Raw genomic sequence first — 23,461 nt, forward strand, 5'->3', positions numbered from 1 at the left:
CAGCAACTTCCCGCGCAGGCGGGAATCTGAACACGTCCGTAGGGAAACCTATATCCCGTCATTCCCACGAAAGTGGGAATCCAGGATGCAGGGGAAATCGTTTTATCCGATAAGTTTCCGCCCCGACAGGTCTGGATTCCCGCCTGCATGGGAATGACGGGATTTTAAGTTGGGGTCATTTATCGGGAAAACAGAAACCGCTCCGCCGTCATTCCCACGAAAGTGGGAATCTAGAATCTCTGAATTTTCAGACAACCTTTGAATATTGCCGCCGTCCCGCGTTCTGGATTCCCGCCTGCATGGGAATGACGGATTTTAGGTTAGGGTCATTTATCGGGAAAACAGCAACCGCTCCGCCGTCATTCCCACGAAAGCGGGAATCTAGAAATTTAATGTTGCGGCACTAGCCAAAAAAACCGAAACCGAACGGTCTGGATTCCCGCCTGCGCGGGAATGACGGGATTTTAGTAACCGTAGGGTGGGCTTCAGCCCACCAATCAACAATCAAAAATAAAAAAAACGGTGGGCTGAAGCCCACCCTACGCAAAATTAGATTTTTGTTTGCGGAAAAATGCCGTCTGAAGGCTTGGGCGTTCAGACGGCATTTTGCTTCGGCAGAGGGATTACGCGAGTTTGGCTTTTACCCATTCTTCCACGCTTACCAGCATTTCTGGCAATTTGCCGGCATCTGTGCCGCCGGCCTGCGCCAAGTCGGGACGGCCGCCGCCTTTGCCGCCGACTTGTTCGGCTGCAAATTTAACCAGATCGCCTGCCTTGACTTTGCCGGTCAGGGCTTTGGATACGCCTGCGCACAGGGAAACTTTGCCGTCGTTTACTGCGGCGAGCAATACGATGGCTTGTTCTGATTTGCCGGTCAGGTCGGTTACGATTTCGCGCAGGGCGGCTGCGTCGGCTTCGATTTGTGCGGCAACGAGTTTGGCTGCGCCCAAGTCTTTTGCATCGTCCAAGAGTTTTGCGCCTGCATGGACGGCAAGTTCGGCTTTGGCGTGTGCCAATTCTTTTTCCAATGCTTTGGCGTGTGCCGCGCCTGCTTGGATTTTCGCCAGTACGTCTTTTTCGGTTTGGGCTTTGGTTTCGGCAATGATCTCTTTAAGCAAACGCTCTTGCTCTTGCGCCCATTTGAGTGCGTTCAGGCCGGTGATGGCTTCGATACGGCGCACGCCTGCGGCAATACCGCCTTCGCTAATGATTTTGAAGAGGCCGATGTCGCCGGTGCGTGAAACGTGTGTACCGCCGCACAATTCGGTGGAGAAACCGCCCATTTGCAGTACGCGCACTTCGTCGCCGTATTTTTCGCCGAAGAGCATCATGGCGCCGGTTTTTTGGGCATCTTCCATGCTCATAATGGCTGCGTTGACGGCAACGTTGGCCAAGATGGCTTCGTTGACTCGGCGTTCTACTTCGGCGATTTCTTCGGCAGTTACCGCTTGAGGATGGGAAATGTCGAAACGGGTGGATTCGGCGGTAACCAAAGAGCCTTTTTGTTCGACGTGTTCGCCCAATACATCGCGCAGGGCTTTGTGCATCAGGTGGGTCGCGCTGTGGTTGCGCATATTGGCATTGCGGATTTCGTCATCCACTTTGGCGGTAACGCTGTCGCCGACTTTCAGACGGCCTGAGGTTTGTATGCCGAATTGGCCGAATACAGCCGCTTTGATTTTTTGGGTATCGCGTACTTCAAAGCGGTTTTCGCCTGCGAAAATATAGCCGACGTCGCCGACTTGGCCGCCGGATTCTGCATAGAACGGGGTAAAGTCGATAACGACTGCGCCGCTGTCGCCTTCGTTCAATTCGTTGACTTGCTCGCCGTCTTTGTAGAGTGCCAACACGGTGGCTTCGGTTTGGCGTTCGCTATAACCTTTAAACTCGGTGTCTTGACCGTCGTAAGGCAGTTGGGCGTTGGCTTTGAAGCTTTGTGCGGCGCGTGCGCGTGCACGTTGGGCTTCCATTTCGCGCTCGAAGCCTGCTTCATCCAGTTCAATATTGCGTTCACGGCAGATGTCGGCGGTCAAGTCGTATGGGAAACCGTAAGTATCGTAGAGTTTGAAGATAATTTCGCCGCAGAGTGTTTTGCCGCCTTTGGCCAGCGCGTTTTCCAACAAAGCCATACCGGTTTCTAGAGTTTGGGCAAAACGGCTTTCTTCGTTTTTCAATGCTTCTTCAATTTGCGCCTGTTTTTCTTTCAACTCGGGGTAGGCATCGCCCATCTCTTTGACCAAATCGGTAACGAGTTTGTGGAAGAACGGTTTGCTTTGACCCAGTTTGTAACCGTGGCGCACGGCGCGGCGGATAATGCGGCGCAATACGTAGCCGCGGCCTTCGTTGGATGGCAATACGCCGTCTGCAATCAGGAAGGAGCAGGAGCGGATGTGGTCGGCGATGACTTTCAGGCTGGGTTCTTCCATACTGAACGGCGCGCCGGTTTCGCGGGCAACGGCTTTGAGCAGGTCTTGGAACAAGTCGATTTCGTAGTTGCTGTGAACATGCTGCATGACGGCGGCCATGCGCTCCAAGCCCATGCCGGTATCGACGGACGGTTTGGGCAGCGGGTTCATATTGCCTTGCTCGTCGCGGTTGAACTGCATGAACACGCAGTTCCAAATTTCAATCCAGCGGTCGCCGTCTTCTTCAGGGCTGCCGGGAATGCCGCCCCAAATTTCTTCGCCGTGGTCGTAGAAAATTTCGGAGCACGGGCCGCAGGGACCGGTGTCGCCCATCTGCCAGAAGTTGTCGGACGCGTATTTCGCGCCTTTGTTGTCGCCGATGCGGACGATGCGCTCGGCAGGCATACCGATTTCGTTCAGCCAAATGTTATAGGCTTCGTCGTCCTCGGCATATACGGTCGCCAAGAGTTTGTCTTTGGGCAGGTTCAGCCATTCTGGGGAGGTGAGAAATTCCCAAGCGAAGTGGATGGCATCGCGTTTGAAGTAGTCGCCGAAGGAGAAGTTGCCCATCATTTCGAAGAAGGTGTGGTGGCGGGCGGTGTAGCCGACGTTTTCCAAGTCGTTGTGTTTGCCGCCTGCACGTACGCATTTTTGCGCGGTGGTGGCACGGCTGTACGGGCGTTTGTCGAAACCTAAGAATACGTCTTTAAATTGGTTCATGCCCGCGTTGGTAAACAGCAGGGTCGGGTCGTTGTGCGGCACGAGCGAGGATGAATGGACGACAGTGTGGCCTTTGGTTTCGAAAAATTTTAGGAATTTTTGGCGCAGTTCGGAGGTTTTCATAATTTTTTCAATATCTCTCAAATGTCTTGTCATGGTAAAAGCAGGGAAAACGAACGGCGGTATATTACCGCAAATCCCTGTTTCTAGCTATGGAAACGGCGGCTTTCAGACGGCATTGCGGGATTTTGAATGCCGTCTGAAGCCCTGTTGCCAATATCGGCTATAATGGCCGCTTTCTCCAACCAGATATGCAAGGAATGATAATGGTCAAACATCTGCCACTCGCCGTCCTGACTGCTTTGCTGCTTGCAGCGTGCGGCGGTTCGGACAAACCGCCTGCCGAAAAACCGGCACCGGCGGAAAACCAAAACGTATTGAAAATTTATAACTGGTCGGAATACGTCGATCCGGAAACCGTTGCCGATTTTGAAAAGAAAAACGGCATCAAGGTTACTTATGATGTGTACGACAGTGATGAAACGCTGGAAAGCAAGGTGCTGACCGGAAAATCCGGTTACGACATTGTCGCGCCGTCCAATGCGTTTGTGGGCAGGCAGATTAAGGCAGGTGCGTATCAGAAAATCGATAAGTCGCTGATTCCCAATTATAAACACCTCAATCCCGAAATGATGAGGCTGATGGACGGGGTCGATCCCGGCCACGAATACGCCGTGCCGTTTTATTGGGGGACAAATACCTTCGCCATCAATACCGAACGCGTGAAAAAGGCTTTGGGCACGGATCAGCTGCCGGACAATCAATGGGATTTGGTGTTTAACCCCGAATACACGTCCAAACTCAAACAATGCGGTATCAGTTATTTAGACAGCGCGGCAGAAATTTATCCTATGGTGTTGAACTACATGGGTAAAAACCCAAACAGCAGCGAAACGGCGGATATTAAGGCGGCAACTGCCTTGCTTAAGAAAAACCGTCCGTACATCAAGCGTTTTACCTCGTCCGGCTTTATTGATGATTTAGCGCGCGGCGATACTTGCGTAACGATTGGCTTCGGCGGCGATTTGAACATTGCCAAACGCCGTGCCGAAGAAGCAGGCGGCAAGGAAAAAATCCGCGTGATGATGCCGAAAGAAGGCGTAGGGATTTGGGTGGATTCTTTCGTGATTCCGAAAGATGCGAAAAACGTCGCCAACGCGCACAAATATATCAACGACTTCCTCGACCCGGAAGTGTCGGCGAAGAACGGCAATTTCGTTACTTATGCGCCTTCGAGCAAGCCGGCGCGTGAGCTGATGGATAAGGAGTTTAGGGATGACAACACGATTTTCCCGAGCGACGGGGATTTGGAAAACAGCTTTATTATGATTCCCATCCAGCCGGCGGCGTTGAAGTTTATGGTACGCCAGTGGCAGGATGTGAAGGCAGGGAAATAAAGCCCGATATGCCGTCTGAAGGATGTTCGGACGGCATTTTTTATCTTTGGCGGAAGAGGGCTTGCAGCCGCTGTTTGAAGGCAATGGGGCGGATGCTGCTCAAAATGCCGCTGAGGATAATGATGCACATACCGAGTATTTCCTGCCAGAAAAGCTTTTCGCCCAGAAAAAATGCGGCAGACAGGGCGGAAAAGACGACGGTCATATAGGAAAGCGAGGCAACCGTGAATTTGTCGCCGACTTTGTAGGCGCGCGTCATCGACAGTTGGGCAATCAGCGCGGACACGCCGATGCCCGACAGATAAACCGCCGACTGCCAAGACAGCATATGCCAGCCGGTCAGCGTCGCCCAAACCGATGACATCGCCACACCTGTCGCGGAAAGGTAAAACACGACGCGCCAGCCGGGTTCGCCCGCCAAAGACAGTTCGCGCACTTTCAAATACGCCCAGCCGGACATCGCGCCGCCAGCAAGACCAGCGAGTGCCGCCAGTTCCTGACCGCTGCGGAACGATGGATTAAGCAGCAATATGACACCCGTAAAGCCAAAGAACAGCACTGCCTGCGTGTAAACGGAAATTCGCTCTTTCAAAATCAGGAAGGAAAATACCGCCAAAAAAATCGACGAGGTGTAGCTTAGGGTTATGCCGGTTGCCAAAGGCAGATGCGTTACCGCGTAGAACAGCAGCAGCATCGCCCCCGATCCGATAATGCTTCGGTTCAGGTGGTTTTTCCAATGAGGTGTGCGGAAGGTGTCGCGCCGCAATATCGCGGTACCGCCGAGTGCGGCGGCGGAAAACAGCATACGCCAAAATACCAGCTCGCCGCTGCTGAAGGCAAACCGGGCCGCCGCATCTTTAATTAACAGGTTCATTATGGTAAAGCAGGCCGCCGCAACCAGCATCCAGCCGGAACCCAAAACGTCTTTTTTTTCGATATCCATAAACGGTCGTTGCGATAAGGACGGTCGGATTGTAAACCTTGCGGCAAGGCTTGTGGAATGTGTTTTTGCCTGCTTCTGATGCCGAAATTTTATTTTTCTTGCCGAACAATTTGTTTTTTCAAGGCAAACTTGATTATAATGGCGGGCATGAAAAAATAGCTTATCCCTCTTTCCATTGCGGCAGTCCTTTCCGGCTGTCAGTCTGTTTATGTACCCACATTGACGGAAATCCCCGTGAATCCTGTCAATACCGTCAAAACGGAAGCACCCGCAAAAGGTTTCCACCTCGCGCCTTCGCATTGGACTGATGTTTCCAAAATCCGTGATGAGGCGACGCGCCTGAGCTATCAGGTGAGTATCGGTAAAATGACCAAGGTTCAGGCCGCGCAATATCTGAACAATTTCAGAAAACGCCTGGTCGGACGCAATGCCGTCGATGACAGTATGTATGAAATCTACCTGCGTTCGGCGGTAGACAGCCAGCGCGGCGAAATCAATACGGAACAGTCCAAGCTGTATATCCAGAATGCCTTGCGCGGCTGGCAGCAGCGTTGGAAAAATATGGATGCCAAACCCAATAATCCCGCATTTACCAATTTCCTCTTGGAAGTGATGAAGATGCAGCCGTTAAAATGATACGGTACGCAAATGCCATCTGAAAGTATTTTCAGACGGCATTTGCGTTTTAAGGTTCAGATATTTTATTGTTGCCCGCCTTCTTTCCGGTATTGACCCGGCGAAACGTGATATTGCCGTTTGAATGCTTTGCCGAAGTGCGTTTCCGACTGAAAGCCTACCGACAGTGCGACCGACAAAACCGAATCCGGGGTTTTCTTCAGCAGCAACGCGCCTTTTTGCAGGCGGATATGGTTTACAAAGGCGTGCGGGCTGAGTCCGACCTGGCTTTTGAAACGGCGCATCAGCTGCGCGCGCGACATATTGGCGACCGCCACCATTTTGTCAACATTCCATTCGTCTTCCGGTTTGTCTATCACCTTTTGGATTAAATGTCCCAAACGTTTGTCCTGCCAACCTTTCAATACGCCTGACAGTTGGGCATCTTTTTCTTGTTCAAGATAGGCGCGCAGGATAAGTACCAGTAAAACGGACGATAATGCGTTGACCACGGAAACCGTCCCCGCCAAAGGTTTTTCACTTTCCAGTTGCAGCATTGAAACGACATATTGTAAACCCGGGTGGGTAATATTCAGAAAAACGGTTTCAGGCAGCCCGTTCATCAAATCTGCATGGGTATCATAGCGGAAACGGGCACAAAACAGGCTCATATCCTGTCCGTTGCCGCACTGTTTGACCGTGAACGCGCCGTTTTGTCGTATATCCGGTTGTAAACTTTCTCCGTATTTTCCGTCGTGGCTTAAGACATGCCCCAATCCCCGCGGGAAAAATATAATATCCCCCGTACTGACCGGACGCGGGGAAGTTTCACCGTCGATGCAGAGATAGCCGCTGCCTGATGTAACAATGTGTACCAATCCTTCGCTCTGCAAGGTTTCATGCCGTACCGACCATTGTCCGCCCAAAAGGCACTGTACATCCACACTACCCGTCAATTGGGCCAGGTCAACCAGTTTGTCGAGAATGTCCATAAATCTTTTTGAACCATAAAATGAGATGATTAAACGAGAAACACAACTGAATAATTGCAATAATACACACATCAAAAACGGATACGCAACCGCGTATCAGGGTTAAACGTAAGATAAAGGAAAAGAAAATGTTTAAAGATTGGAAAGAACATACAGCATTGGTTAAAAAATCATTTGGCGAGCTGGGTAAAGAGCATCCTAAAATGCTGCAGGCCTACGGCGCATTGGAACAAGCGGCAGCTGCAGAGGCACTTGATGCTAAAACGCGCGAACTGATTGCCATCGCCGTTGCCATTACCACACGTTGTGAGAGCTGCATCAGTGTTCACGCTGCCGCCGCCGCCAAAGCCGGTGCGACCGACAGCGAAATCGCAGGTGCATTGGCAACTGCCATTGCCCTGAATGCGGGTGCCGCTTACACTTATGCCCTGCGTGCATTGGAAGCGGTTGAAACGCAAAAATAATCCGTTTTGGATAAGAAATGCCGTCTGAAAACATTTCAGACGGCATTTTGTCTGTTATGCTTCCCGATATTTTGCAGACAACATATGCAGCCGTTTTTTCAGACGGCATTTGAGAAACAAGGGGTAAGCGTGAAATATAGTGGATTAAATTTAAATCAGGACAAGGCGACGAAGCCGCAGACAGTACAAATAGTACGGCAAGGCGAGGCAACGCCGTACTGGTTTAAATTTAATCCACTATATTATCGCTGGGTATGGTTTGCCGCCATAAGCTGTCTGCTGTTGTCCGCCGTTTTTATTGCACCTTACCTGACGGCATTTCACGAACAAGAAAAAACATTCGAATATGCAGAATTGACCGTTACCGCACCCAACCGCAGCGGACGGGCAATCAAACTGAATGCAGACGGGCAACATTACCGACTTTCCTGCTACGGGTTCGACGATTTGTGCACAGGCGACAATATCGGCAGAGTCATCAGGGCGCGGCAGGTTAAGATTGTTTTAAGCGACACCGTCGGCAAAGGTTTTTTAAACGGCGTTCTGTTGGAATACCGCAACAGTGGCAGTATCCATACCAATAAGGAGTTCGCACATCCGGAAGACCGCCTTATCGAAGTGTTGGCACAACCTGCCATTTTCAGCCTGAAACTAGGTATTTTGCTTTTATTGCCCGCCATTTTCCTGCGTTTGAAAAGAATGTGAAAACAGATTGGCGGGGCGGGGGAATGCCCATGCGGCAATTTTACGTTTTGGGTTATGAGGATAACCGCTATAATCACAACTTTACAGTCTGCACAGAGAAAACCGATGCCTTGGAATCTCCCCATCTTCCTCACATGGTTGAGGGTCTTGCTCATTCCTGTCCTGACAGCCCTTTTTTACCTGCCTTTCTCATGGTTTTCGGAAGAAGCAGTCAATGTTGCCGCCGCCGTCATTTTTGCCGTTGCCGCCTTGACCGACTGGTTTGACGGATTTTTGGCAAGGTTGTGGAAACAGACCTCGGATTTCGGCGCATTCCTCGACCCTGTCGCCGACAAGCTGATGGTTGCCGTATCGCTGCTTTTACTGGTCAAACTCGATCGGACCTATGTTTTGTTTGCCATGATCATTATCGGTAGGGAAATCACTATTTCCGCATTGCGCGAATGGATGGCGCAAATGGGCAAGAGAAGCAGCGTTGCCGTCGCCACCGTCGGCAAGTTCAAAACCGCCGCGCAAATGCTGGCAATCTTCCTGCTGCTGCTGAATTTTCCCGATTTTTATGGATTTAACCTCGCATTCATCGGCAACATATTGATGTTTATCGCATCTTTGCTGACGGTTTGGTCGATGTTGTATTACCTGAAAATGGCGTGGAAAGAAATCGCCTGAAAAAAACATAAAAATAGCTTGACGGTAAAAACAGAATCCATAATAATTGCGTCTTCTTCGATGTCGGAGAATGATATAGGGCGGGAATAGCTCAGTTGGTAGAGCGCAACCTTGCCAAGGTTGAGGTCGCGAGTTCGAGACTCGTTTCCCGCTCCAAAAATTTCATTCTCCCACAATCATTGCGGGAATAGCTCAGTTGGTAGAGCGCAACCTTGCCAAGGTTGAGGTCGCGAGTTCGAGACTCGTTTCCCGCTCCAAGTTTTATTTCAAACATATCAACGCGGGAATAGCTCAGTTGGTAGAGCGCAACCTTGCCAAGGTTGAGGTCGCGAGTTCGAGACTCGTTTCCCGCTCCAAAAACCGATATGTTTGAACGCGCGGGAATAGCTCAGTTGGTAGAGCGCAACCTTGCCNAGGTTGAGGTCGCGAGTTCGAGACTCGTTTCCCGCTCCAGGTTTTTAGATTAAGCCAGTTTTAGGCGAGATAGCAAAGTGGTTATGCAGCGGATTGCAAATCCGTCTACGCCGGTTCGATTCCGACTCTCGCCTCCATTATCGTACCATGGCGGGGTGGCAGAGTGTTTATGCTATGAGGAGTGCAATCTTCATACAGGCCGGTTAAAATCCGCGCCCCCGCCTCCACCTTTCACAAATGCCCGGGTGGTGAAATAGGTAGACACAACGGACTTAAAATCCGTCGGGACTAAACATCCCGTGCCGGTTCGATTCCGGCTCCGGGCACCAAGCTGAAAATAACAATACCGCTCCAAGCGGTTATTTTTTTATCTGTCGGACGGGGATGGACAATATTGACATGTTCATGCCTGAACAAGAGGAAATCCAATTAATGTGGAAAGAAATTTTACTGAATTACGGTATTTTCCTGCTCGAACTGCTTACCGTGTTCGGCACAATTGCGCTGATTGTGTTGGCTATCGTACAGAGTAAGAAACAATCGGAAAGCGGCAGTGTCGTACTGACGGATTTTTCGGAAAATTATAAAAAACAGCGGCAATCGTTTGAAGCATTCTTTTTAAGCGGGGAAGAGGTAAAACATCAGGAAAAAGAAGAAAAGAAAAAGGAAAAGGCGGAAGCCAAAGCAGAGAAAAAGCGTTTGAAGGAGGGTGGGGAGAAATCTGCCGAAACGCAAAAATCCCGCCTTTTTGTGTTGGATTTTGACGGCGATTTGTATGCACACGCCGTAGAATCCTTGCGTCATGAGATTACGGCGGTGCTTTCGATTGCCAAGCCTGAAGATGAAGTTCTGCTCAGATTGGAAAGTCCGGGCGGCGTGGTTCACGGTTACGGTTTGGCGGCTTCGCAGCTTAGGCGTTTGCGCGAACGCAATATTCCGTTGACTGTTGCTGTCGATAAGGTGGCGGCAAGCGGCGGCTATATGATGGCGTGTGTGGCGGATAAAATTGTTTCTGCTCCTTTTGCTATTATCGGTTCGGTGGGCGTGGTGGCGGAAGTGCCGAATATCCACCGCCTGTTGAAAAAACATGATATTGATGTGGATGTGATGACGGCGGGCGAATTTAAGCGCACGGTTACCTTTATGGGTGAAAATACGGAAAAGGGCAAACAGAAATTCCGGCAGGAATTGGAGGAAACGCATCAGTTGTTCAAGCAGTTTGTCAGTGAAAACCGCCCCGGGTTGGATATTGAAAAAATAGCGACGGGTGAACATTGGTTCGGTCGGCAGGCGTTGGCGTTGAACTTGATTGACGAGATTTCAACTAGTGATGATTTGTTGTTGAAAGCGTTTGAAAACAAACAGGTTATCGAAGTGAAATATCAGGAGAAGCAAAGTCTGATCCAGCGCATTGGTTTGCAGGCGGAAGCTTCTGTTGAAAAGTTGTTTGCCAAACTTGTCAACCGGCGGGCGGATGTGATGTAGTTTGCCGAACGGATGGAAATGCCGTCTGAAGCGTGTTCAGACGGCATTTTTCAAGTTCCGGCTTTGATGTTCCGTTCCGACCACTCTATCCGTTGTCCGATGTCTTTCAAATTGGAATATTGTTCGACCAATCGCGGCATGTCGTCCAAACTCATGGCAAACATCCACAGATAAGTGCTAACCGAATAGACATGCCCCGCGCTGCCGTAGCCTTTGAGTGTCATCATCACAAAAGCAAAGCCGAATAAAATACTCATCGCCGCGCCGACGCAGAGATAGCCGAAGGCTTCGCGGTTGGAAATCAGCACACGCAGACGCGCAACCGTCCATAATGGCGGTACAGCTGCCGCTCGTCGCCTTTTCGGATAAAGTGGTTGTCGCGTTCCAAGCTGTTGTTCAGGCGGAAATACAGGTTTTCGCTGATGGCGGCAAAACGCGGCAAAAGCCATAAAAACAACGCAAGTATGCACACTGCCGACACGCCGACCCAAAATTCCAGCACCAGCAGCATGATGCACGCGCTGAATATGGATACGACGGATGTCGCGGCAATCGGCAGGTGTTCTTCAAAAAAGCTGACAAACTCACGCGACAGGGCAACCCGCGCAGTTATAGTGGATTAACAAAAATCAGGACAAGGCGACGAAGCCGCAGACAGTACAAATAGTACGGCAAGGCGAGGCAACGCCGTACTGGTTTAAATTTAATCCACTATATTGCTGAATGCGGGACTTGCCGCTGCCGCTGTTCCAACACAACCGGCACGGCGATTTCGGTATAAATCTGCGTAAACGTGCGCGTATCGGCAATCCGCCGCGCCGCACCGACCAGCCACATTAAAAGCACAACCAAAGCGTACAGCAACGCCTGCCACACCTTCCCCGCAATTACGGCATTAATTGCCCAGCCGCCAAACACCGGATACACCAGCATCAAAAGGTTTTCCAGTCCGACCAGAGAAAACGTGCCGAGCAGACGCTTGCGGTGGGTTTGGGCTATATGTTTCAACATTTTCCACATATTTGCTCCCTATTTTTTATTTAGCGTGGGGCGATAAAAATGCCGTCTGAAAATATTTCAGACGGCATATTGTTTGGAAAGGGAAGTCAGTGTTCCGCCAGTTTCAGGTAAACACCGGAAACGTCCTGTTCGCCGTAGCCGGCTTCGACTGCTTTGCGGTAGCTGGCAGCAACGGTTTCGACGGCGGGCAGGGTGTTGCCTGCCTGTTCAAGCTCTTTGACGGCGAGGTTGAGGTCTTTGGAGGCGTGTTTTAGGGCGAAGGCGGGCGGGAATTCGCGGTTTGCCCACAGGGATTTTTTGGTTTGAAACATAGGCGAGTCCATTGCCGAGCCGCCGATGGCTTCGACGATGGTGTTGGTATCGATGCCGAACTGCCGAGCCATCAGCATCGCTTCGCTGTACGCTTCACCGAAAATGCCCAAGAGCGAGTTCAAGACGAGTTTCGCGCCCGAACCTTTGCCGACATCGCCGAAATGGAAGGTTTTTTTGCCGACGAGGGAAAATATTTTTTGCAGCGGGTTTAAAACGGCTTCGCTGCCGCCGAACAGAATCAGCAGCGTGCCGTTGGTGGCTGGTCCGACCGATCCGGAAACGGGTGCTTCGGCAAATTGTCCGCCTGCGGCTTCGACAAGTGCTTTGACTGCGAGGTTTTCGGTCGGGGAGATGGTGCTCATATTGACGATGATTTTGCCGGCCAATCCGTCGCGGACTCCGTTCAGGATGTCGCACACGGCGGCATAGTCGGAAACCATCAGGAAAATAACGGGATAGTCGCGGACAAGTTCGATGGTGCTGCCATAGACCTTTGCACCTTTGGCGGCAAGGGAATCAGTTTTCCCGGGCGAGCGGTTGTATATGCCGACTTCGATATTGCCGTCTAAAAGCCGTGTTACCATGGGGTTGCCCATTTGACCCAAACCTATCCAGCCGATTCGTGTATATTCGTTTACAGGCATGTATCTGCTCCTTTGTTTGTAGTGTTCTGTAATCTTATAGGCTCCGATGCCGTCTGAAAAGCCTGCTTCCGATTTTGCAAGGTAGAAATGCGGAAGATTACGGTATCCGGTTCCTTTTGAAGGCAGAGCCTACAATTATATGTTTTGGGGGCGGATATAGGTTTTATCCGAGCCGTTGGCAAATTTTAATCCCGGCAGGGATTTCTGCTGCAGCCCTAATGTTTCGGCAACATCCTTTTCTTGGGTAAACGTAAAGCGGTAGGCAGTCAGGGTTTTACCGTTTCTGACGGTCTCTTCCGTCTCGAAACCTGCTACCTTATAGGCACATACGACCGCGTTGTCCGAATCCGTATCAATACCGATGAGATATTTCACTTTTTTGACCAAATCTTTGGCAACCGTCCAAGTGCCGCGTGCCCGATTTTCACGTTCTGCGGCAGATTCGTTACGGTTTGCGGCTTGAGGTAGTTTGACTGCCAAAATCAGACCGTCCGGATTCAGTTTGCCAACATCTGCCGGCTCGAAGCCGAAACGGTTTTCCCAATCTTCGGTACGGATGCCTTGTATCGAACCGTCAAGGTTCTTCAGCTTTTTACCGCAAACGCTGCGGGCAAACGCAATCAGAGATTGTTGAGCGACCAGTGCCTCACTTTCGGTTAGGTGATGGGCCAAGATAAAGCGTCCGAGCTTGCGGCATTTGGATACGGCTTTTGCCGTAGGTGCGTCGAAATGGTCATATTCGAAAATACGGTTGCCACAGCCTGTACCGATATACAGTACTTTGCCTTTTTTCAAATCGGTCAGGCAGTACACGTAAAAACGGTTGGTACCGCTACCCAAGGCGGCCTGTGCGCTTTCAGAAAAACCTTTGTCCTCAGTATCCATATCGTCCTCCGTTATAGTTGTGGGAAAAAACAGAAATGCCGTCTGAAGAAAACCATGTGCCGTCCAAACCTTTAAAGATACGGGTAACAGGTTCGGGCAATGCTTATTTTACCTTTGGCGTGTTATCGCAGAAAACTAAATCCAAAACTATGCCATTTGACCCGTCGGGTGGCACAAACCTCGTCAGGCTGTAAGTTTGGCAAGGTTAACGCAGACACCTTATCGTGCAAAACGATATACGTTTATTCTGGATATTGCGCGTAAGTTTTGGGCGGAATCCCGATTACGAAGCTGCTTTACTGACAAGGCGATGGCTGGCGAACTATCTGGTATGGTATGCAAATACCTTAATATCTTGGAATGATGATGCCGTTTGAACGGGTTTGTGGTTCAGACGGCATACGGTTACATTTAGAGCAGGGTTCTTACATCGGCGGCAATGGTTTCCGGCTCGCTTCCGTAAGGAGAGAAAATCGCTACCTCCCCGTTTTTATCAATCAGATAAGCACCGGAAGAGTGGTCGACCAAATAGTTTTCGCTGTCGTCTTTTTGATTGACCTTGGCAGAAACCACGCGGTATTGCTGTTTGATAACCGGCAGGCTTTGATCGCCGGTCGCAGTCAGTCCGATAAAGTCGGGATTGAATTGTTTGGCGTATTTGCCGATGATTTCAGGCGTATCCCGTTCGGGGTCGATGCTGACGAACACGACTTTCACATCTTTAGCCTGATCGCCAAGTTGTTTTAGCGTGTCGCTGTATGTCAGCAGTTCGGTCGGGCAGACATCCGGGCAGTGTGTATAACCGAAAGACAGAATCACCACTTTACCTTTTAAGCCGCTCAGGCTGAACGGTTTGCCATCGCCATCGGTCAGTGTAAAGTCGCCGCCGATATCTTCCTGGCGAATATCTGTGCCGCGTGTTTGCGGTTTCGGCGAGTTTTCGGTAGCAGATGCAGCAGATGCGGCAGATGCAGTGGCTTGTGCCGCATTGTTTTCTTGAGGTTTGCAGGCGGCAAGCGATGCAAGGGCGAAGATACTCAGCAGAAAGGAACGTGGTATAGAAAGCATGACAATATCCTAATAAATATAAACAACCGAATTCGTACAGAACTTGAATGTTTCCATCTTAACGCGTTTATTAGATTAAATGTAGTATTTTTTGCACTGCAGTATGGCAGTGGTCATCAGAGTTAATGCGGCATAATTTTTTATTCAGTAAGTTTCTTAGATTGCGGTATAGATGTGGCATGGTTTAATTATCTTTAGAATCAAATAGTAAATAATAATTAGTAAAAAAAATTAAAAAAAAGGTTTACAGAGTTTTAAAAGCCATTATAATGGCAGCTTCTTCACCAGCCCAGGTGGCGAAATTGGTAGACGCAGGGGACTCAAAATCCCCCGCCGCAAGGTGTGTCGGTTCGAGTCCGACCCTGGGCACCACAACCGCCTTTAGAGCGGTTATTTTTTGTCTCATCGTACTCCGTACCGTAAATCACAGTCAAAGCAGATAAAGTGTTCATGTGATTTTGTATCTATAATCATCTAATCCTATCTGTTTCCGTATAATTGAATCAACCTGTCTTGTAGACGCAATCTGAAAATACCTCCGGAAATATATTGTGAAGGCTGCTAAATAAAGAATGGCTAATCTGTTAAAGTAGGGAGTAATGTACGTTCTTTGTATTCGGTATGGGAGTGTGAAATGTCAACAATGTAGTTGTTTGCTGTTTCTCTGATTTATAAAAATTCATATAAATCATAATATAATAATTTTACAGATATTTAATGTTAAAAAGTAAAAGTTTTTTCCTTGCCTGAATCTTCAGTTTGCGTTATCGTTGACGCTCTTTCATTTCATAAACTCTGTGTTTCTTCCCAATTGATTGGATGGTCTGTCTGTTACCGTGTTCCCTCAATGCGCGTACCCTAAATCGCTGCTTGGNGGAATTGCATTACAGGTGCTGTGGTAAAGCAGTTTGTCCCTATTGGTTTGAAACCATATAAAAGAGGTCGTTATGCAATTATCAGGTGCACAAATCATAGTGCAAAGTCTCAAAGCCGAAGGCGTAGAGTATGTTTTTGGCTATCCGGGCGGCGCAGTCATCGAAATCTACGATGCTATTTTCCAACTCAATAAATTCAAGCACATTCTGACCCGACACGAGCAGGCGGCGGTACATGCGGCAGATGCGTATGCGCGCGTCAGCGGTAAAGTCGGTGTCGCGCTGGTTACTTCCGGTCCGGGAGTTACCAATGCGCTGACCGGCATCGCCACTGCATACAGCGATTCGATTCCGATGGTGGTTATCAGCGGACAGGTAGGCAATTCCCTGATTGGTACGGATGCGTTCCAAGAAGTTGATACGGTGGGTATTACCCGTCCGTGCGTCAAACACAATTTCTTGGTAACCGATGTCAACGAGCTTGCCGAGACCATCAAGAAAGCATTCCAAATTGCCGCCAGCGGCCGTCCCGGTCCGGTTGTGGTTGATGTTCCCAAAGATGTAACTCAGGCGATGGCGAAATTCAGCTATCCGCAGGAAGATATCTTTATCCGCTCTTACCAACCCGTTGTTCAAGGTCATATCGGGCAGATTAAAAAAGCCGTTCAAATGTTGGCTTCTGCCAAACGTCCGGTTGTTTATTTCGGCGGCGGCGTGGTATTGGGCAATGCTTCGGAAGAGCTGACAAAATTCGTCCGCATGATGGGCGCACCGTGTACCGGTACGCTGATGGGGCTGGGCGCATATCCTTCAAGTGACCGACAATTCTTGGGTATGCTGGGTATGCACGGTACTTACGAAGCCAACCTCGCCATGCAAAACGCAGATGTCGTGTTGGCAGTGGGTGCGCGTTTTGACGACCGTGTCGTATCCGTTCCGTCCAAATTCTTTGAAAAAGCCAAAAAAGTCATTCATATTGATGTTGACCCGTCCAGCATTGCCAAACGCGTCAAAGTCGATATTCCGATTGTCGGCGACGTGAAAAACGTGTTGACCGAAATGATCGGCTTGTGGGGCAAGCAAGATACGACCCCTGCTCCCGATTCTTTAGACAAATGGTGGAAAAGCATCGAAGAATGGCGTTCCCGCGATTGCTTGTGGTTTGACAACGACAGCGAAATCATCAAGCCGCAATACGTCGTACAGAAACTTGCCGAAATCACCAACAACTCCGCCATCATTACTTCGGATGTAGGGCAACACCAAATGTTCGCGGCGCAATATTATCCGTTCGAACGCCCGCGCCAATGGCTTAATTCCGGCGGATTGGGCACGATGGGCGTAGGTTTGCCGTATGCAATAGGTGCGAAACTTGCCGCTCCTGATCAAGATGTGTTCTGTATTACCGGCGAAGGGTCGATTCAGATGAACATCCAAGAATTGTCCACCTGTTTCCAATACCGCGTTCCGGTGAACGTCGTTACCCTCAATAACGGCTACCTCGGCATGGTTCGCCAATGGCAGGAACTGTACTACGGTAACCGCGAATCGGAAACCTATTTCGATTCTCTGCCTGATTTCGTCAAATTGGCGGAAGCATACGGACACATCGGCATCCGTGTGGACAAAAAATCCGATGTTGAAGGTGCGTTGTTGGAAGCGGTCAAACAAAAAGACCGTCTGGTATTTATCGACTTCNTGACCGATAAGAAACAAAACGTGCTGCCTATGGTCGGCAACGGCAAAGGTTTGGACGAAATGGTCCTGCCGCCGCATATGCGCGAAAACCCGAAAGCGTAAGGAGAACGACAATGCGACATATCTTATCTGTTCTGATGGAAAACGAATCAGGCGCGATGAGCCGCGTGGTCGGTCTTTTCTCCGCTCGAGACTACAACATCGATTCCTTGGCGGTAGCTCCGACCGAGGACAAAACGCTTTCACGCATGACCATCGTTACCCACGGCGACGAGCATGTTATCGAACAAATCACCAAGCAACTCAATAAATTGATTGAGGTGATTAAAGTGGTTGATTTGAACGAAAGTCGTTTTGTCGAACGCGAATTGATGCTGGTAAAAGTCCGCGCCGTTGGCAAAGACCGCGACGAATTTTTACGCCTGACAGAAATCTATCGTGGCAGCATCATCGATGTAACCGACCGTAGCTACACCATCGAAATCACAGGCTCAACCGACAAACTCGACTCTTTCCTCGAAACTGTCGGACGCGCTCAGATTCTGGAAACCGTACGTACAGGCGCAGCCGGCATCGGCCGTGGCGAGCGTATCTTGAAAATTTAATACCGCTGTTTTTCAGACGGCAATATGCCGTCTGAAAAACAAAGCGGTAGGAGAGATTGATGTCAAACATTAAAATCGTTGCACTGGTTACCGTCAAACCCGAATACACGGAAACGCTGAAACCCTTGTTCCAAAGCCTGGTCAAAGCCAGCCGCGCGGAAGAAGGCAACATCAGCTACGACCTGCATCAGGAAATCGGCAAGCCAAACCGTTTCGTTTTCGTCGAAAACTGGAAGTCTCAGGCTGCCATCGATGCGCACAATGCCAGCGAACATTTTCAAGGTTTCGTTAAAGCCATCGACGGCAAAACTGATGCGCTCGAAATTGTTTTGATGGAAGATATCCCTGTTTAACCCTTTACCCTCAATCCAACCGTCCGGCGTTCTCAACACAAAGCCGGAACTCATTTTATTCAAAGGAAATCAAATGCAAGTTTATTACGATAAAGATGCCGACCTGTCTCTGATTAAAGGCAAAACCGTTGCCATCATCGGTTACGGTTCGCAAGGTCATGCCCATGCTGCCAACCTGAAAGATTCGGGTGTAAACGTGGTGATCGGTCTGCGTCACGGTTCTTCTTGGAAGAAGGCAGAAGCCGCCGGTCATGTTGTTAAAACCGTTGCGGATGCGACTAAAGAAGCCGATGTCGTTATGCTGCTGCTGCCTGACGAAACCATGCCTGCCGTCTATCACGCCGAAGTTGCAGCCAATCTGAAAGAAGGCGCAACGCTGGCTTTTGCGCACGGTTTTAACGTACATTACAACCAAATCGTTCCGCGTGCCGACTTGGACGTGATTATGGTTGCTCCTAAAGGACCGGGTCATACTGTACGCAGCGAATATAAACGCGGCGGCGGTGTTCCTTCATTGATCGCCGTTTACCAAGACAATTCCGGCAAAGCTAAAGATATTGCCCTGTCTTATGCGGCTGCCAATGGCGGTACCAAAGGCGGTGTGATTGAAACCACTTTCCGCGAAGAAACCGAAACCGACCTGTTCGGCGAACAAGCGGTGTTGTGTGGCGGTGTGGTCGAATTGATTAAGGCCGGTTTTGAAACTTTGACTGAAGCAGGTTATGCACCTGAAATGGCTTACTTCGAATGTCTGCACGAAATGAAATTAATCGTCGACTTAATCTTCGAAGGCGGTATTGCCAACATGAACTACTCCATTTCCAACAATGCGGAGTACGGCGAATACGTTACCGGCCCTGAAGTGGTCAATGCTTCCAGCAAAGAAGCCATGCGCAATGCTCTGAAACGCATCCAAACCGGCGAATACGCAAAAATGTTTATCCAAGAGGGTAATGTAAACTACGCATCTATGACTGCCCGCCGCCGTTTGAATGCCGACCACCAAGTTGAAAAAGTCGGCGCACAACTGCGTGCCATGATGCCTTGGATTACTGCCAACAAATTGGTTGACCAAGACAAAAACTGATTGTTTTCAAACGGGACTGCCTACACATCGTGTAGGCAGTTTTTATATGGATGCCGTCTGGACATCGTGTTCAGACGGCATCTGTGTTGCGGATGAATTTAAACAGGTACAGTTCTGTCAGTCGCCCAGAGCCGCGATCATTACCGCTTTAATCGTGTGCATACGGTTTTCCGCCTGATCGAACACGATGCTGGCAGGGCTTTCGAATACTTCTTCCGTTACTTCTACGCCGTTTAAGCCGAAGGTTTCATAAATCCATTCTCCGACTTTGGTTTCCCGATTGTGGAAGGCGGGCAGACAGTGCATAAATTTGACCTGCGGATTGCCCGATGCCGCCATCAGTTCGGGCGTAACGCGGTAATCTTTCAGCAAATCGATGCGTTCCTGCCAGACTTCTTTCGGCTCGCCCATGCTGACCCATACGTCAGTATGAATGAAACCGACACCTTTGACGGCTTCATGCGCGTTTTCGGTCAGGGTAATTTTTGCTCCAGTTTCTTTGGCGGCGGCGTGTGCGGCGGCGATAATGCCTTCAGATGGCCACAGGCTTTCCGGTGCTCCGATACGCACGTCCATTCCCAATTTTGCCCCTAAAATCAGCAGGGAATTGCCCATGTTGTAACGCGCGTCGCCGACGTAGGCAAACGCGGTTTGGTTCAAAGGTTTGCTGCTATGTTCGCGCATGGTCAGCGCGTCGGCGAGCATTTGAGTGGGGTGGAACTCGTTGGTCAGCCCGTTGAATACGGGTACGCCCGCATATTTTGCCAATTCTTCAACAACTTCCTGACCGAAGCCGCGATATTCGATGGCATCGTACATCCTGCCCAAGACGCGCGCCGTGTCTTTGATGCTTTCTTTGTGCCCGATTTGGCTGGCGGACGGCTCTAAATAGGTCACTCCCGCCCCTTGATCGCGTGCGGCGACTTCAAACGCGCAGCGTGTGCGCGTGGATGTTTTTTCAAAAATCAGGGCGATGTTTTTTCCTTTCATCCGCTGAATTTCGCGCCCTGCCTTTTTGGCGGCTTTCAATTCGGCGGCAAGGTCGAGGTAAGCGGTGATTTCTTCCGGCGTGAAGTCTAAGAGTTTCAGGAAATGGCGGTTTTTCAGGTTCATATTATCGTCTGCCTTGTATGGCGGATGGGGAGGATTACATTATACTGCCCGTTAAAAGGGGAGATTGGCAGAATATTATAATGCCGTCTGAAAAACTTTCAGACGGCATGGTTACCAACCCCTTATATCACGGGGTTGCTCCGGTTAAACATTCACGGTCTCGGCTACTTCGTTGTAGCTGTCGATTTCGTTGAAGTTCATATAGCGGTAGATTTTGTCGCCTTGCTCGTTGATGATGCCGATGTTGGCTTGGTATTCTTCAACGGTCGGGATTTTACCCAGTTTGGAGCAAATCGCCGCCAACTCTGCCGAGCCGAGGTAAACGAAGGTGTTTTTACCCAAACGGTTCGGGAAGTTGCGGGTCGAAGTGGACATGACGGTTGCGCCTTCGTGTACTTGGGCTTGGTTACCCATACACAATGAGCAACCCGGCATTTCCATACGCGCGCCTGCACGACCGAGCACACCGTAGTGGCCTTCGTCGGACAACTCTTTCGCGTCCATTTTGGTCGGCGGTGCTACCCACAAGCGGACGGGGATGTCGCTCTTGCCTTCCAAGAGTTTGGAAGCAGCGCGGAAGTGGCCGATGTTGGTCATGCACGAACCGATGAATACTTCGTCGATTTTGGTGCCGGAACGTTCAGACATGAAGCATACGTCGTCCGGGTCGTTCGGGCAGGCGATAATCGGCTCTTTAATGTCGTCCATGTTGATTTCAATCACGGCGGCGTATTCTGCATCTTTATCCGCTTCGAGCAACTCAGGATTTGCCAGCCATTTTTCCATGGCTTTGATGCGGCGTTCCAAAGTGCGCGGATCTTGATAGCCGTTGGCAATCATGTTTTTCATCAATACGACATTGGATTTCATGTACTCGATAATCGGCTCTTTGTTGAGCTTCACAGTACAACCTGCAGCGGAGCGTTCGGCAGACGCATCGGTCAATTCAAAGGCTTGTTCCACTTTCAAATCAGGCAGGCCTTCGATTTCGAGGATGCGGCCGGAGAAGATGTTTTTCTTACCGGCTTTGGCAACGGTCAGCAAGCCTTGTTTAATTGCGTAAAGCGGAATGGCGTTCACCAAATCGCGCAGGGTGACGCCCGGTTGCAGTTTGCCGCTGAAGCGTACCAATACGGACTCAGGCATATCGAGCGGCATTACGCCGGTAGCTGCTGCGAAAGCAACCAAGCCCGAACCGGCAGGGAAGGAAATACCGATAGGGAAACGGGTATGGCTGTCGCCGCCAGTGCCGACGGTATCGGGCAGCAGCAGGCGGTTGAGCCATGAGTGGATTACGCCGTCGCCAGGACGCAGAGATACGCCGCCACGGGTAGAAATAAAGGCGGGCAGTTCTTTATGGGTTTTTACATCGACAGGTTTTGGATAAGCGGCGGTGTGACAGAAAGACTGCATTACCATATCTGCTGAGAAGCCCAAGCAAGCCAGGTCTTTCAATTCGTCGCGAGTCATCGGGCCGGTAGTATCTTGCGAGCCGACAGTCGTCATGCGTGGTTCGCAGTAAGTACCCGGACGCACGCCTTTACCTTCCGGCAAACCGCAGGCGCGACCAACCATTTTTTGAGCCAACGTGAAACCGGCTTTGCTTTCAGCAGGTGCTTGAGGCAGACGGAATGCAGTAGAGGCAGGCAGTTTCAGGGCTTCGCGCGCTTTGGCAGTCAAACCGCGACCGATAATCAGGTTAATACGGCCACCGGCTTGCACTTCATCCAGCAATACTTGAGACTTCAGGCTGAACTCGGCAACAGTCTCGCCGTTTTTCACGATTTTGCCTTCATAAGGTAGAATATCGACGACATCGCCCATTTTCAGAGCAGATACATCGACTTCAATCGGCAATGCACCGGAGTCTTCTTGAGTATTGAAGAAAATTGGCGCAATTTTGCCACCCAGGCATACGCCGCCGAAACGTTTGTTCGGTACGAACGGGATGTCTTCGCCTGTATGCCAAATGACGGAGTTGGTCGCGGATTTGCGTGAAGAACCGGTACCGACCACGTCGCCGACGTAAGCAACCGGATGGCCTTTGGCTTTGAGTTCTTCCAACAATTTAATCGGACCGACTTCGCCAGGCTTGTCAGGATTAATGCCGTCGCGCGGGTTTTTCAACATAGCCAGCGCGTGCAGAGGGATATCAGGACGGCTCCATGCATCAGGTGCAGGAGAGAGGTCGTCTGTATTGGTTTCGCCGTCAACTTTGAAGACGGTAACGGTGATTTTTTCGGGAACTTTGGCGCGTGAGGTAAACCATTCGGCATCCGCCCAAGATTGCAAAACTTCCTGCGCGTATTTGTTGCCTTTTTCGGCTTTTTCCTGAACGTCGTGGAAAGAATCGAACATCAGAAGCGTATGTTTCAAGCCTTTGGCAGCGATAGGCGCGAGTTTGTCCTCGTCCAAGAGTTCGATTAAGGCGTGAATGTTGTAACCGCCGAGCATCGTACCTAAAAGTTCGGTCGCATATTCGGGGGAAACTAGAGGGCTGGACGCGCTGCCTTCGGCAACGGCAGCCAGGAATGAGGCTTTGACTTTGGCGGCATCGTCCACACCGGGCGGGACACGGTGGGCAAGCAGTTCGACCAAGAACTCCCCTTCGCCTGCGGGCGGGTTTTTCAGCAGCTCAACCAAATCGGCAGTCTGCTGAGCAGTCAGCGGAAGGGCGGGGATACCGAGGGCGGCGCGCTCGGCGGCGGCTTTACGATAGGCTTCTAACATCTCTTTGTTCCTTTTTTCTGTTTTTCTTCTGTCTGTTGCAAATGATTTGCGTTAAAGATTGTAAACAATATTTACACCGCTATCATAGACTAGTTTTAACAAAAATGGAACTGTTATATTGCCCGATATAATAGAGCTTGGCTATCTGTCGGTATGGACATGTCAATGAAAACGAATGCCGTCTGAAAAGAAGTTCAGACGG

General features: G+C 50.2%; 19 protein-coding genes, 7 tRNA genes and 3 pseudogenes. 19 read left to right on the forward strand and 10 right to left on the reverse strand.

The features are described from left to right. Nucleotides 1–623: 623 nt before the first annotated feature. On the reverse strand, nucleotides 624–3,248 hold the full coding sequence (gene alaS, locus ACRPFF_RS01165; RefSeq protein ID WP_432673577.1) for an alanine--tRNA ligase: 2,625 nt from the start codon (nucleotides 3,246–3,248) through the stop codon (nucleotides 624–626). 203 nt (nucleotides 3,249–3,451) lie between these two features. Between alaS and ACRPFF_RS01170 the strand changes: the two genes are divergently transcribed. Next, nucleotides 3,452–4,582, forward strand: a complete 1,131-nt coding sequence (locus ACRPFF_RS01170) for a polyamine ABC transporter substrate-binding protein (RefSeq protein ID WP_432673578.1) — start codon at nucleotides 3,452–3,454, stop codon at nucleotides 4,580–4,582. 40 nt (nucleotides 4,583–4,622) lie between these two features. Here ACRPFF_RS01170 and ACRPFF_RS01175 read toward each other — a convergent pair whose 3' ends face one another. Beyond that, nucleotides 4,623–5,525, reverse strand: a complete 903-nt coding sequence (locus ACRPFF_RS01175; RefSeq protein ID WP_432673579.1) for a DMT family transporter — start codon at nucleotides 5,523–5,525, stop codon at nucleotides 4,623–4,625. Nucleotides 5,526–5,687: 162 nt separating this feature from the next. Here ACRPFF_RS01175 and ACRPFF_RS01180 point away from each other — a divergent pair, with 162 nt between their 5' ends. Next, nucleotides 5,688–6,161, forward strand: coding sequence for a prokaryotic membrane lipolipid attachment site family protein (locus ACRPFF_RS01180; protein ID WP_432673603.1), 474 nt, complete (start codon nucleotides 5,688–5,690; stop codon nucleotides 6,159–6,161). A gap of 65 nt (nucleotides 6,162–6,226) precedes the next feature. Here ACRPFF_RS01180 and ACRPFF_RS01185 read toward each other — a convergent pair whose 3' ends face one another. Further along, on the reverse strand, nucleotides 6,227–7,132 hold the full coding sequence (locus ACRPFF_RS01185; RefSeq protein WP_432673580.1) for an AraC family transcriptional regulator: 906 nt from the start codon (nucleotides 7,130–7,132) through the stop codon (nucleotides 6,227–6,229). Between the two features lie 128 nt (nucleotides 7,133–7,260). Here ACRPFF_RS01185 and ACRPFF_RS01190 point away from each other — a divergent pair, with 128 nt between their 5' ends. From ACRPFF_RS01190 to sohB, 11 genes and pseudogenes are all read left to right on the forward strand, one after another. Further along, complete coding sequence (locus ACRPFF_RS01190) at nucleotides 7,261–7,596, forward strand: carboxymuconolactone decarboxylase family protein (RefSeq protein WP_003678017.1); 336 nt, start codon at nucleotides 7,261–7,263, stop codon at nucleotides 7,594–7,596. 132 nt (nucleotides 7,597–7,728) lie between these two features. Further along, nucleotides 7,729–7,839, forward strand: a pseudogene (locus ACRPFF_RS01195) (IS5/IS1182 family transposase); the annotation flags it as partial. A 39-nt stretch (nucleotides 7,840–7,878) separates the two neighbouring features. Then, complete coding sequence (locus tag ACRPFF_RS01200) at nucleotides 7,879–8,301, forward strand: hypothetical protein (protein WP_250314927.1); 423 nt, start codon at nucleotides 7,879–7,881, stop codon at nucleotides 8,299–8,301. A gap of 105 nt (nucleotides 8,302–8,406) precedes the next feature. Continuing rightward, nucleotides 8,407–8,970, forward strand: coding sequence for a CDP-diacylglycerol--glycerol-3-phosphate 3-phosphatidyltransferase (pgsA, locus tag ACRPFF_RS01205; RefSeq protein WP_025456682.1), 564 nt, complete (start codon nucleotides 8,407–8,409; stop codon nucleotides 8,968–8,970). Between the two features lie 80 nt (nucleotides 8,971–9,050). Then, nucleotides 9,051–9,126, forward strand: a tRNA-Gly gene (locus ACRPFF_RS01210). Nucleotides 9,127–9,151: 25 nt separating this feature from the next. Next, nucleotides 9,152–9,227: transfer RNA gene (locus tag ACRPFF_RS01215), tRNA-Gly, on the forward strand. 23 nt (nucleotides 9,228–9,250) lie between these two features. After that, nucleotides 9,251–9,326 (forward strand) — tRNA-Gly (locus ACRPFF_RS01220). Nucleotides 9,327–9,347: 21 nt separating this feature from the next. Continuing rightward, nucleotides 9,348–9,423, forward strand: a tRNA-Gly gene (locus ACRPFF_RS01225). A 24-nt stretch (nucleotides 9,424–9,447) separates the two neighbouring features. Then, nucleotides 9,448–9,521: transfer RNA gene (locus ACRPFF_RS01230), tRNA-Cys, on the forward strand. A gap of 102 nt (nucleotides 9,522–9,623) precedes the next feature. After that, nucleotides 9,624–9,713: transfer RNA gene (locus ACRPFF_RS01235), tRNA-Leu, on the forward strand. 103 nt (nucleotides 9,714–9,816) lie between these two features. Then, nucleotides 9,817–10,869 (forward strand): protease SohB, encoded by a 1,053-nt coding sequence (gene sohB, locus ACRPFF_RS01240; protein ID WP_411712340.1) that lies wholly within the window; start codon nucleotides 9,817–9,819, stop codon nucleotides 10,867–10,869. Between the two features lie 50 nt (nucleotides 10,870–10,919). Here the strand turns inward: sohB and ACRPFF_RS01245 are convergent. From ACRPFF_RS01245 to ACRPFF_RS01260, 4 genes and pseudogenes are all read right to left on the reverse strand, one after another. Next, nucleotides 10,920–11,482 (reverse strand): annotated as a pseudogene (locus tag ACRPFF_RS01245) (ABC transporter six-transmembrane domain-containing protein); the annotation flags it as partial. 104 nt (nucleotides 11,483–11,586) lie between these two features. Next, nucleotides 11,587–11,889 (reverse strand): annotated as a pseudogene (locus ACRPFF_RS01250) (ABC transporter six-transmembrane domain-containing protein); the annotation flags it as partial. 86 nt (nucleotides 11,890–11,975) lie between these two features. Beyond that, nucleotides 11,976–12,845 (reverse strand): NAD(P)-dependent oxidoreductase, encoded by an 870-nt coding sequence (locus ACRPFF_RS01255; protein WP_432673581.1) that lies wholly within the window; start codon nucleotides 12,843–12,845, stop codon nucleotides 11,976–11,978. Nucleotides 12,846–12,980: 135 nt separating this feature from the next. Beyond that, entirely contained in the window at nucleotides 12,981–13,730 is a 750-nt protein-coding gene (locus tag ACRPFF_RS01260) for an endonuclease (protein ID WP_308031580.1), read from the reverse strand. 35 nt (nucleotides 13,731–13,765) lie between these two features. On the opposite strand from ACRPFF_RS01260, the gene ACRPFF_RS01265 reads away from it, so the two are divergent. Beyond that, entirely contained in the window at nucleotides 13,766–13,924 is a 159-nt protein-coding gene (locus ACRPFF_RS01265; RefSeq protein WP_308031581.1) for a hypothetical protein, read from the forward strand. A gap of 217 nt (nucleotides 13,925–14,141) precedes the next feature. Here the strand turns inward: ACRPFF_RS01265 and ACRPFF_RS01270 are convergent, their stop codons facing one another. After that, nucleotides 14,142–14,798, reverse strand: coding sequence for an SCO family protein (locus ACRPFF_RS01270; protein WP_411712339.1), 657 nt, complete (start codon nucleotides 14,796–14,798; stop codon nucleotides 14,142–14,144). A 287-nt stretch (nucleotides 14,799–15,085) separates the two neighbouring features. Between ACRPFF_RS01270 and ACRPFF_RS01275 the strand changes: the two genes are divergently transcribed. From ACRPFF_RS01275 to ilvC, 5 genes are all read left to right on the forward strand, one after another. Next, a tRNA-Leu gene (locus ACRPFF_RS01275) sits at nucleotides 15,086–15,170 on the forward strand. Between the two features lie 575 nt (nucleotides 15,171–15,745). Next, nucleotides 15,746–17,473, forward strand: a complete 1,728-nt coding sequence (gene ilvB, locus ACRPFF_RS01280) for a biosynthetic-type acetolactate synthase large subunit (RefSeq protein WP_432673582.1) — start codon at nucleotides 15,746–15,748, stop codon at nucleotides 17,471–17,473. An 11-nt stretch (nucleotides 17,474–17,484) separates the two neighbouring features. Next, the gene (ilvN, locus tag ACRPFF_RS01285) at nucleotides 17,485–17,976 is read left to right on the forward strand and encodes an acetolactate synthase small subunit (protein WP_107859720.1); all 492 of its coding nucleotides are present in this window, start codon (nucleotides 17,485–17,487) and stop codon (nucleotides 17,974–17,976) included. A 59-nt stretch (nucleotides 17,977–18,035) separates the two neighbouring features. After that, nucleotides 18,036–18,329, forward strand: coding sequence for a putative quinol monooxygenase (locus ACRPFF_RS01290; protein ID WP_107819372.1), 294 nt, complete (start codon nucleotides 18,036–18,038; stop codon nucleotides 18,327–18,329). A gap of 73 nt (nucleotides 18,330–18,402) precedes the next feature. After that, nucleotides 18,403–19,416, forward strand: coding sequence for a ketol-acid reductoisomerase (gene ilvC / locus ACRPFF_RS01295; protein ID WP_250314224.1), 1,014 nt, complete (start codon nucleotides 18,403–18,405; stop codon nucleotides 19,414–19,416). A 117-nt stretch (nucleotides 19,417–19,533) separates the two neighbouring features. Here ilvC and ACRPFF_RS01300 read toward each other — a convergent pair whose 3' ends face one another. Together ACRPFF_RS01300 and acnB are read right to left on the reverse strand one after the other, a co-directional pair. Further along, nucleotides 19,534–20,529, reverse strand: coding sequence for an ornithine carbamoyltransferase (locus ACRPFF_RS01300; RefSeq protein WP_411712337.1), 996 nt, complete (start codon nucleotides 20,527–20,529; stop codon nucleotides 19,534–19,536). A 144-nt stretch (nucleotides 20,530–20,673) separates the two neighbouring features. Beyond that, the gene (acnB, locus tag ACRPFF_RS01305) at nucleotides 20,674–23,259 is read right to left on the reverse strand and encodes a bifunctional aconitate hydratase 2/2-methylisocitrate dehydratase (protein WP_432673583.1); all 2,586 of its coding nucleotides are present in this window, start codon (nucleotides 23,257–23,259) and stop codon (nucleotides 20,674–20,676) included. Between the last annotated feature and the right edge of the window lie 202 nt (nucleotides 23,260–23,461).

Origin of the sequence: Neisseria sp. SLRRB23 (assembly GCF_050896295.1) — a bacterium.
GTDB lineage: Bacteria > Pseudomonadota > Gammaproteobacteria > Burkholderiales > Neisseriaceae > Neisseria.

Excerpts from the sequence above, each read along its gene's own strand:
- ACRPFF_RS01190 (WP_003678017.1), top strand. The coding sequence starts at position 7,261 with ATGTTTAAAGATTGGAAAGAACATACAGCATTGGTTAAAAAATCATTT.
- ACRPFF_RS01175 (WP_432673579.1), bottom strand. The coding sequence starts at position 5,525 with ATGGATATCGAAAAAAAAGACGTTTTGGGTTCCGGCTGGATGCTGGTT.
- pgsA (WP_025456682.1), top strand. The coding sequence starts at position 8,407 with ATGCCTTGGAATCTCCCCATCTTCCTCACATGGTTGAGGGTCTTGCTC.
- ACRPFF_RS01270 (WP_411712339.1), bottom strand. The coding sequence starts at position 14,798 with ATGCTTTCTATACCACGTTCCTTTCTGCTGAGTATCTTCGCCCTTGCA.
- ACRPFF_RS01170 (WP_432673578.1), top strand. The coding sequence starts at position 3,452 with ATGGTCAAACATCTGCCACTCGCCGTCCTGACTGCTTTGCTGCTTGCA.
- ilvN (WP_107859720.1), top strand. The coding sequence starts at position 17,485 with ATGCGACATATCTTATCTGTTCTGATGGAAAACGAATCAGGCGCGATG.
- ACRPFF_RS01260 (WP_308031580.1), bottom strand. The coding sequence starts at position 13,730 with ATGGATACTGAGGACAAAGGTTTTTCTGAAAGCGCACAGGCCGCCTTG.
- ACRPFF_RS01300 (WP_411712337.1), bottom strand. The coding sequence starts at position 20,529 with ATGAACCTGAAAAACCGCCATTTCCTGAAACTCTTAGACTTCACGCCG.
- acnB (WP_432673583.1), bottom strand. The coding sequence starts at position 23,259 with ATGTTAGAAGCCTATCGTAAAGCCGCCGCCGAGCGCGCCGCCCTCGGT.
- ACRPFF_RS01255 (WP_432673581.1), bottom strand. The coding sequence starts at position 12,845 with ATGCCTGTAAACGAATATACACGAATCGGCTGGATAGGTTTGGGTCAA.
- alaS (WP_432673577.1), bottom strand. The coding sequence starts at position 3,248 with ATGAAAACCTCCGAACTGCGCCAAAAATTCCTAAAATTTTTCGAAACC.
- ACRPFF_RS01265 (WP_308031581.1), top strand. The coding sequence starts at position 13,766 with ATGCCGTCTGAAGAAAACCATGTGCCGTCCAAACCTTTAAAGATACGG.
- ACRPFF_RS01290 (WP_107819372.1), top strand. The coding sequence starts at position 18,036 with ATGTCAAACATTAAAATCGTTGCACTGGTTACCGTCAAACCCGAATAC.
- ACRPFF_RS01185 (WP_432673580.1), bottom strand. The coding sequence starts at position 7,132 with ATGGACATTCTCGACAAACTGGTTGACCTGGCCCAATTGACGGGTAGT.
- ilvC (WP_250314224.1), top strand. The coding sequence starts at position 18,403 with ATGCAAGTTTATTACGATAAAGATGCCGACCTGTCTCTGATTAAAGGC.
- sohB (WP_411712340.1), top strand. The coding sequence starts at position 9,817 with ATGTGGAAAGAAATTTTACTGAATTACGGTATTTTCCTGCTCGAACTG.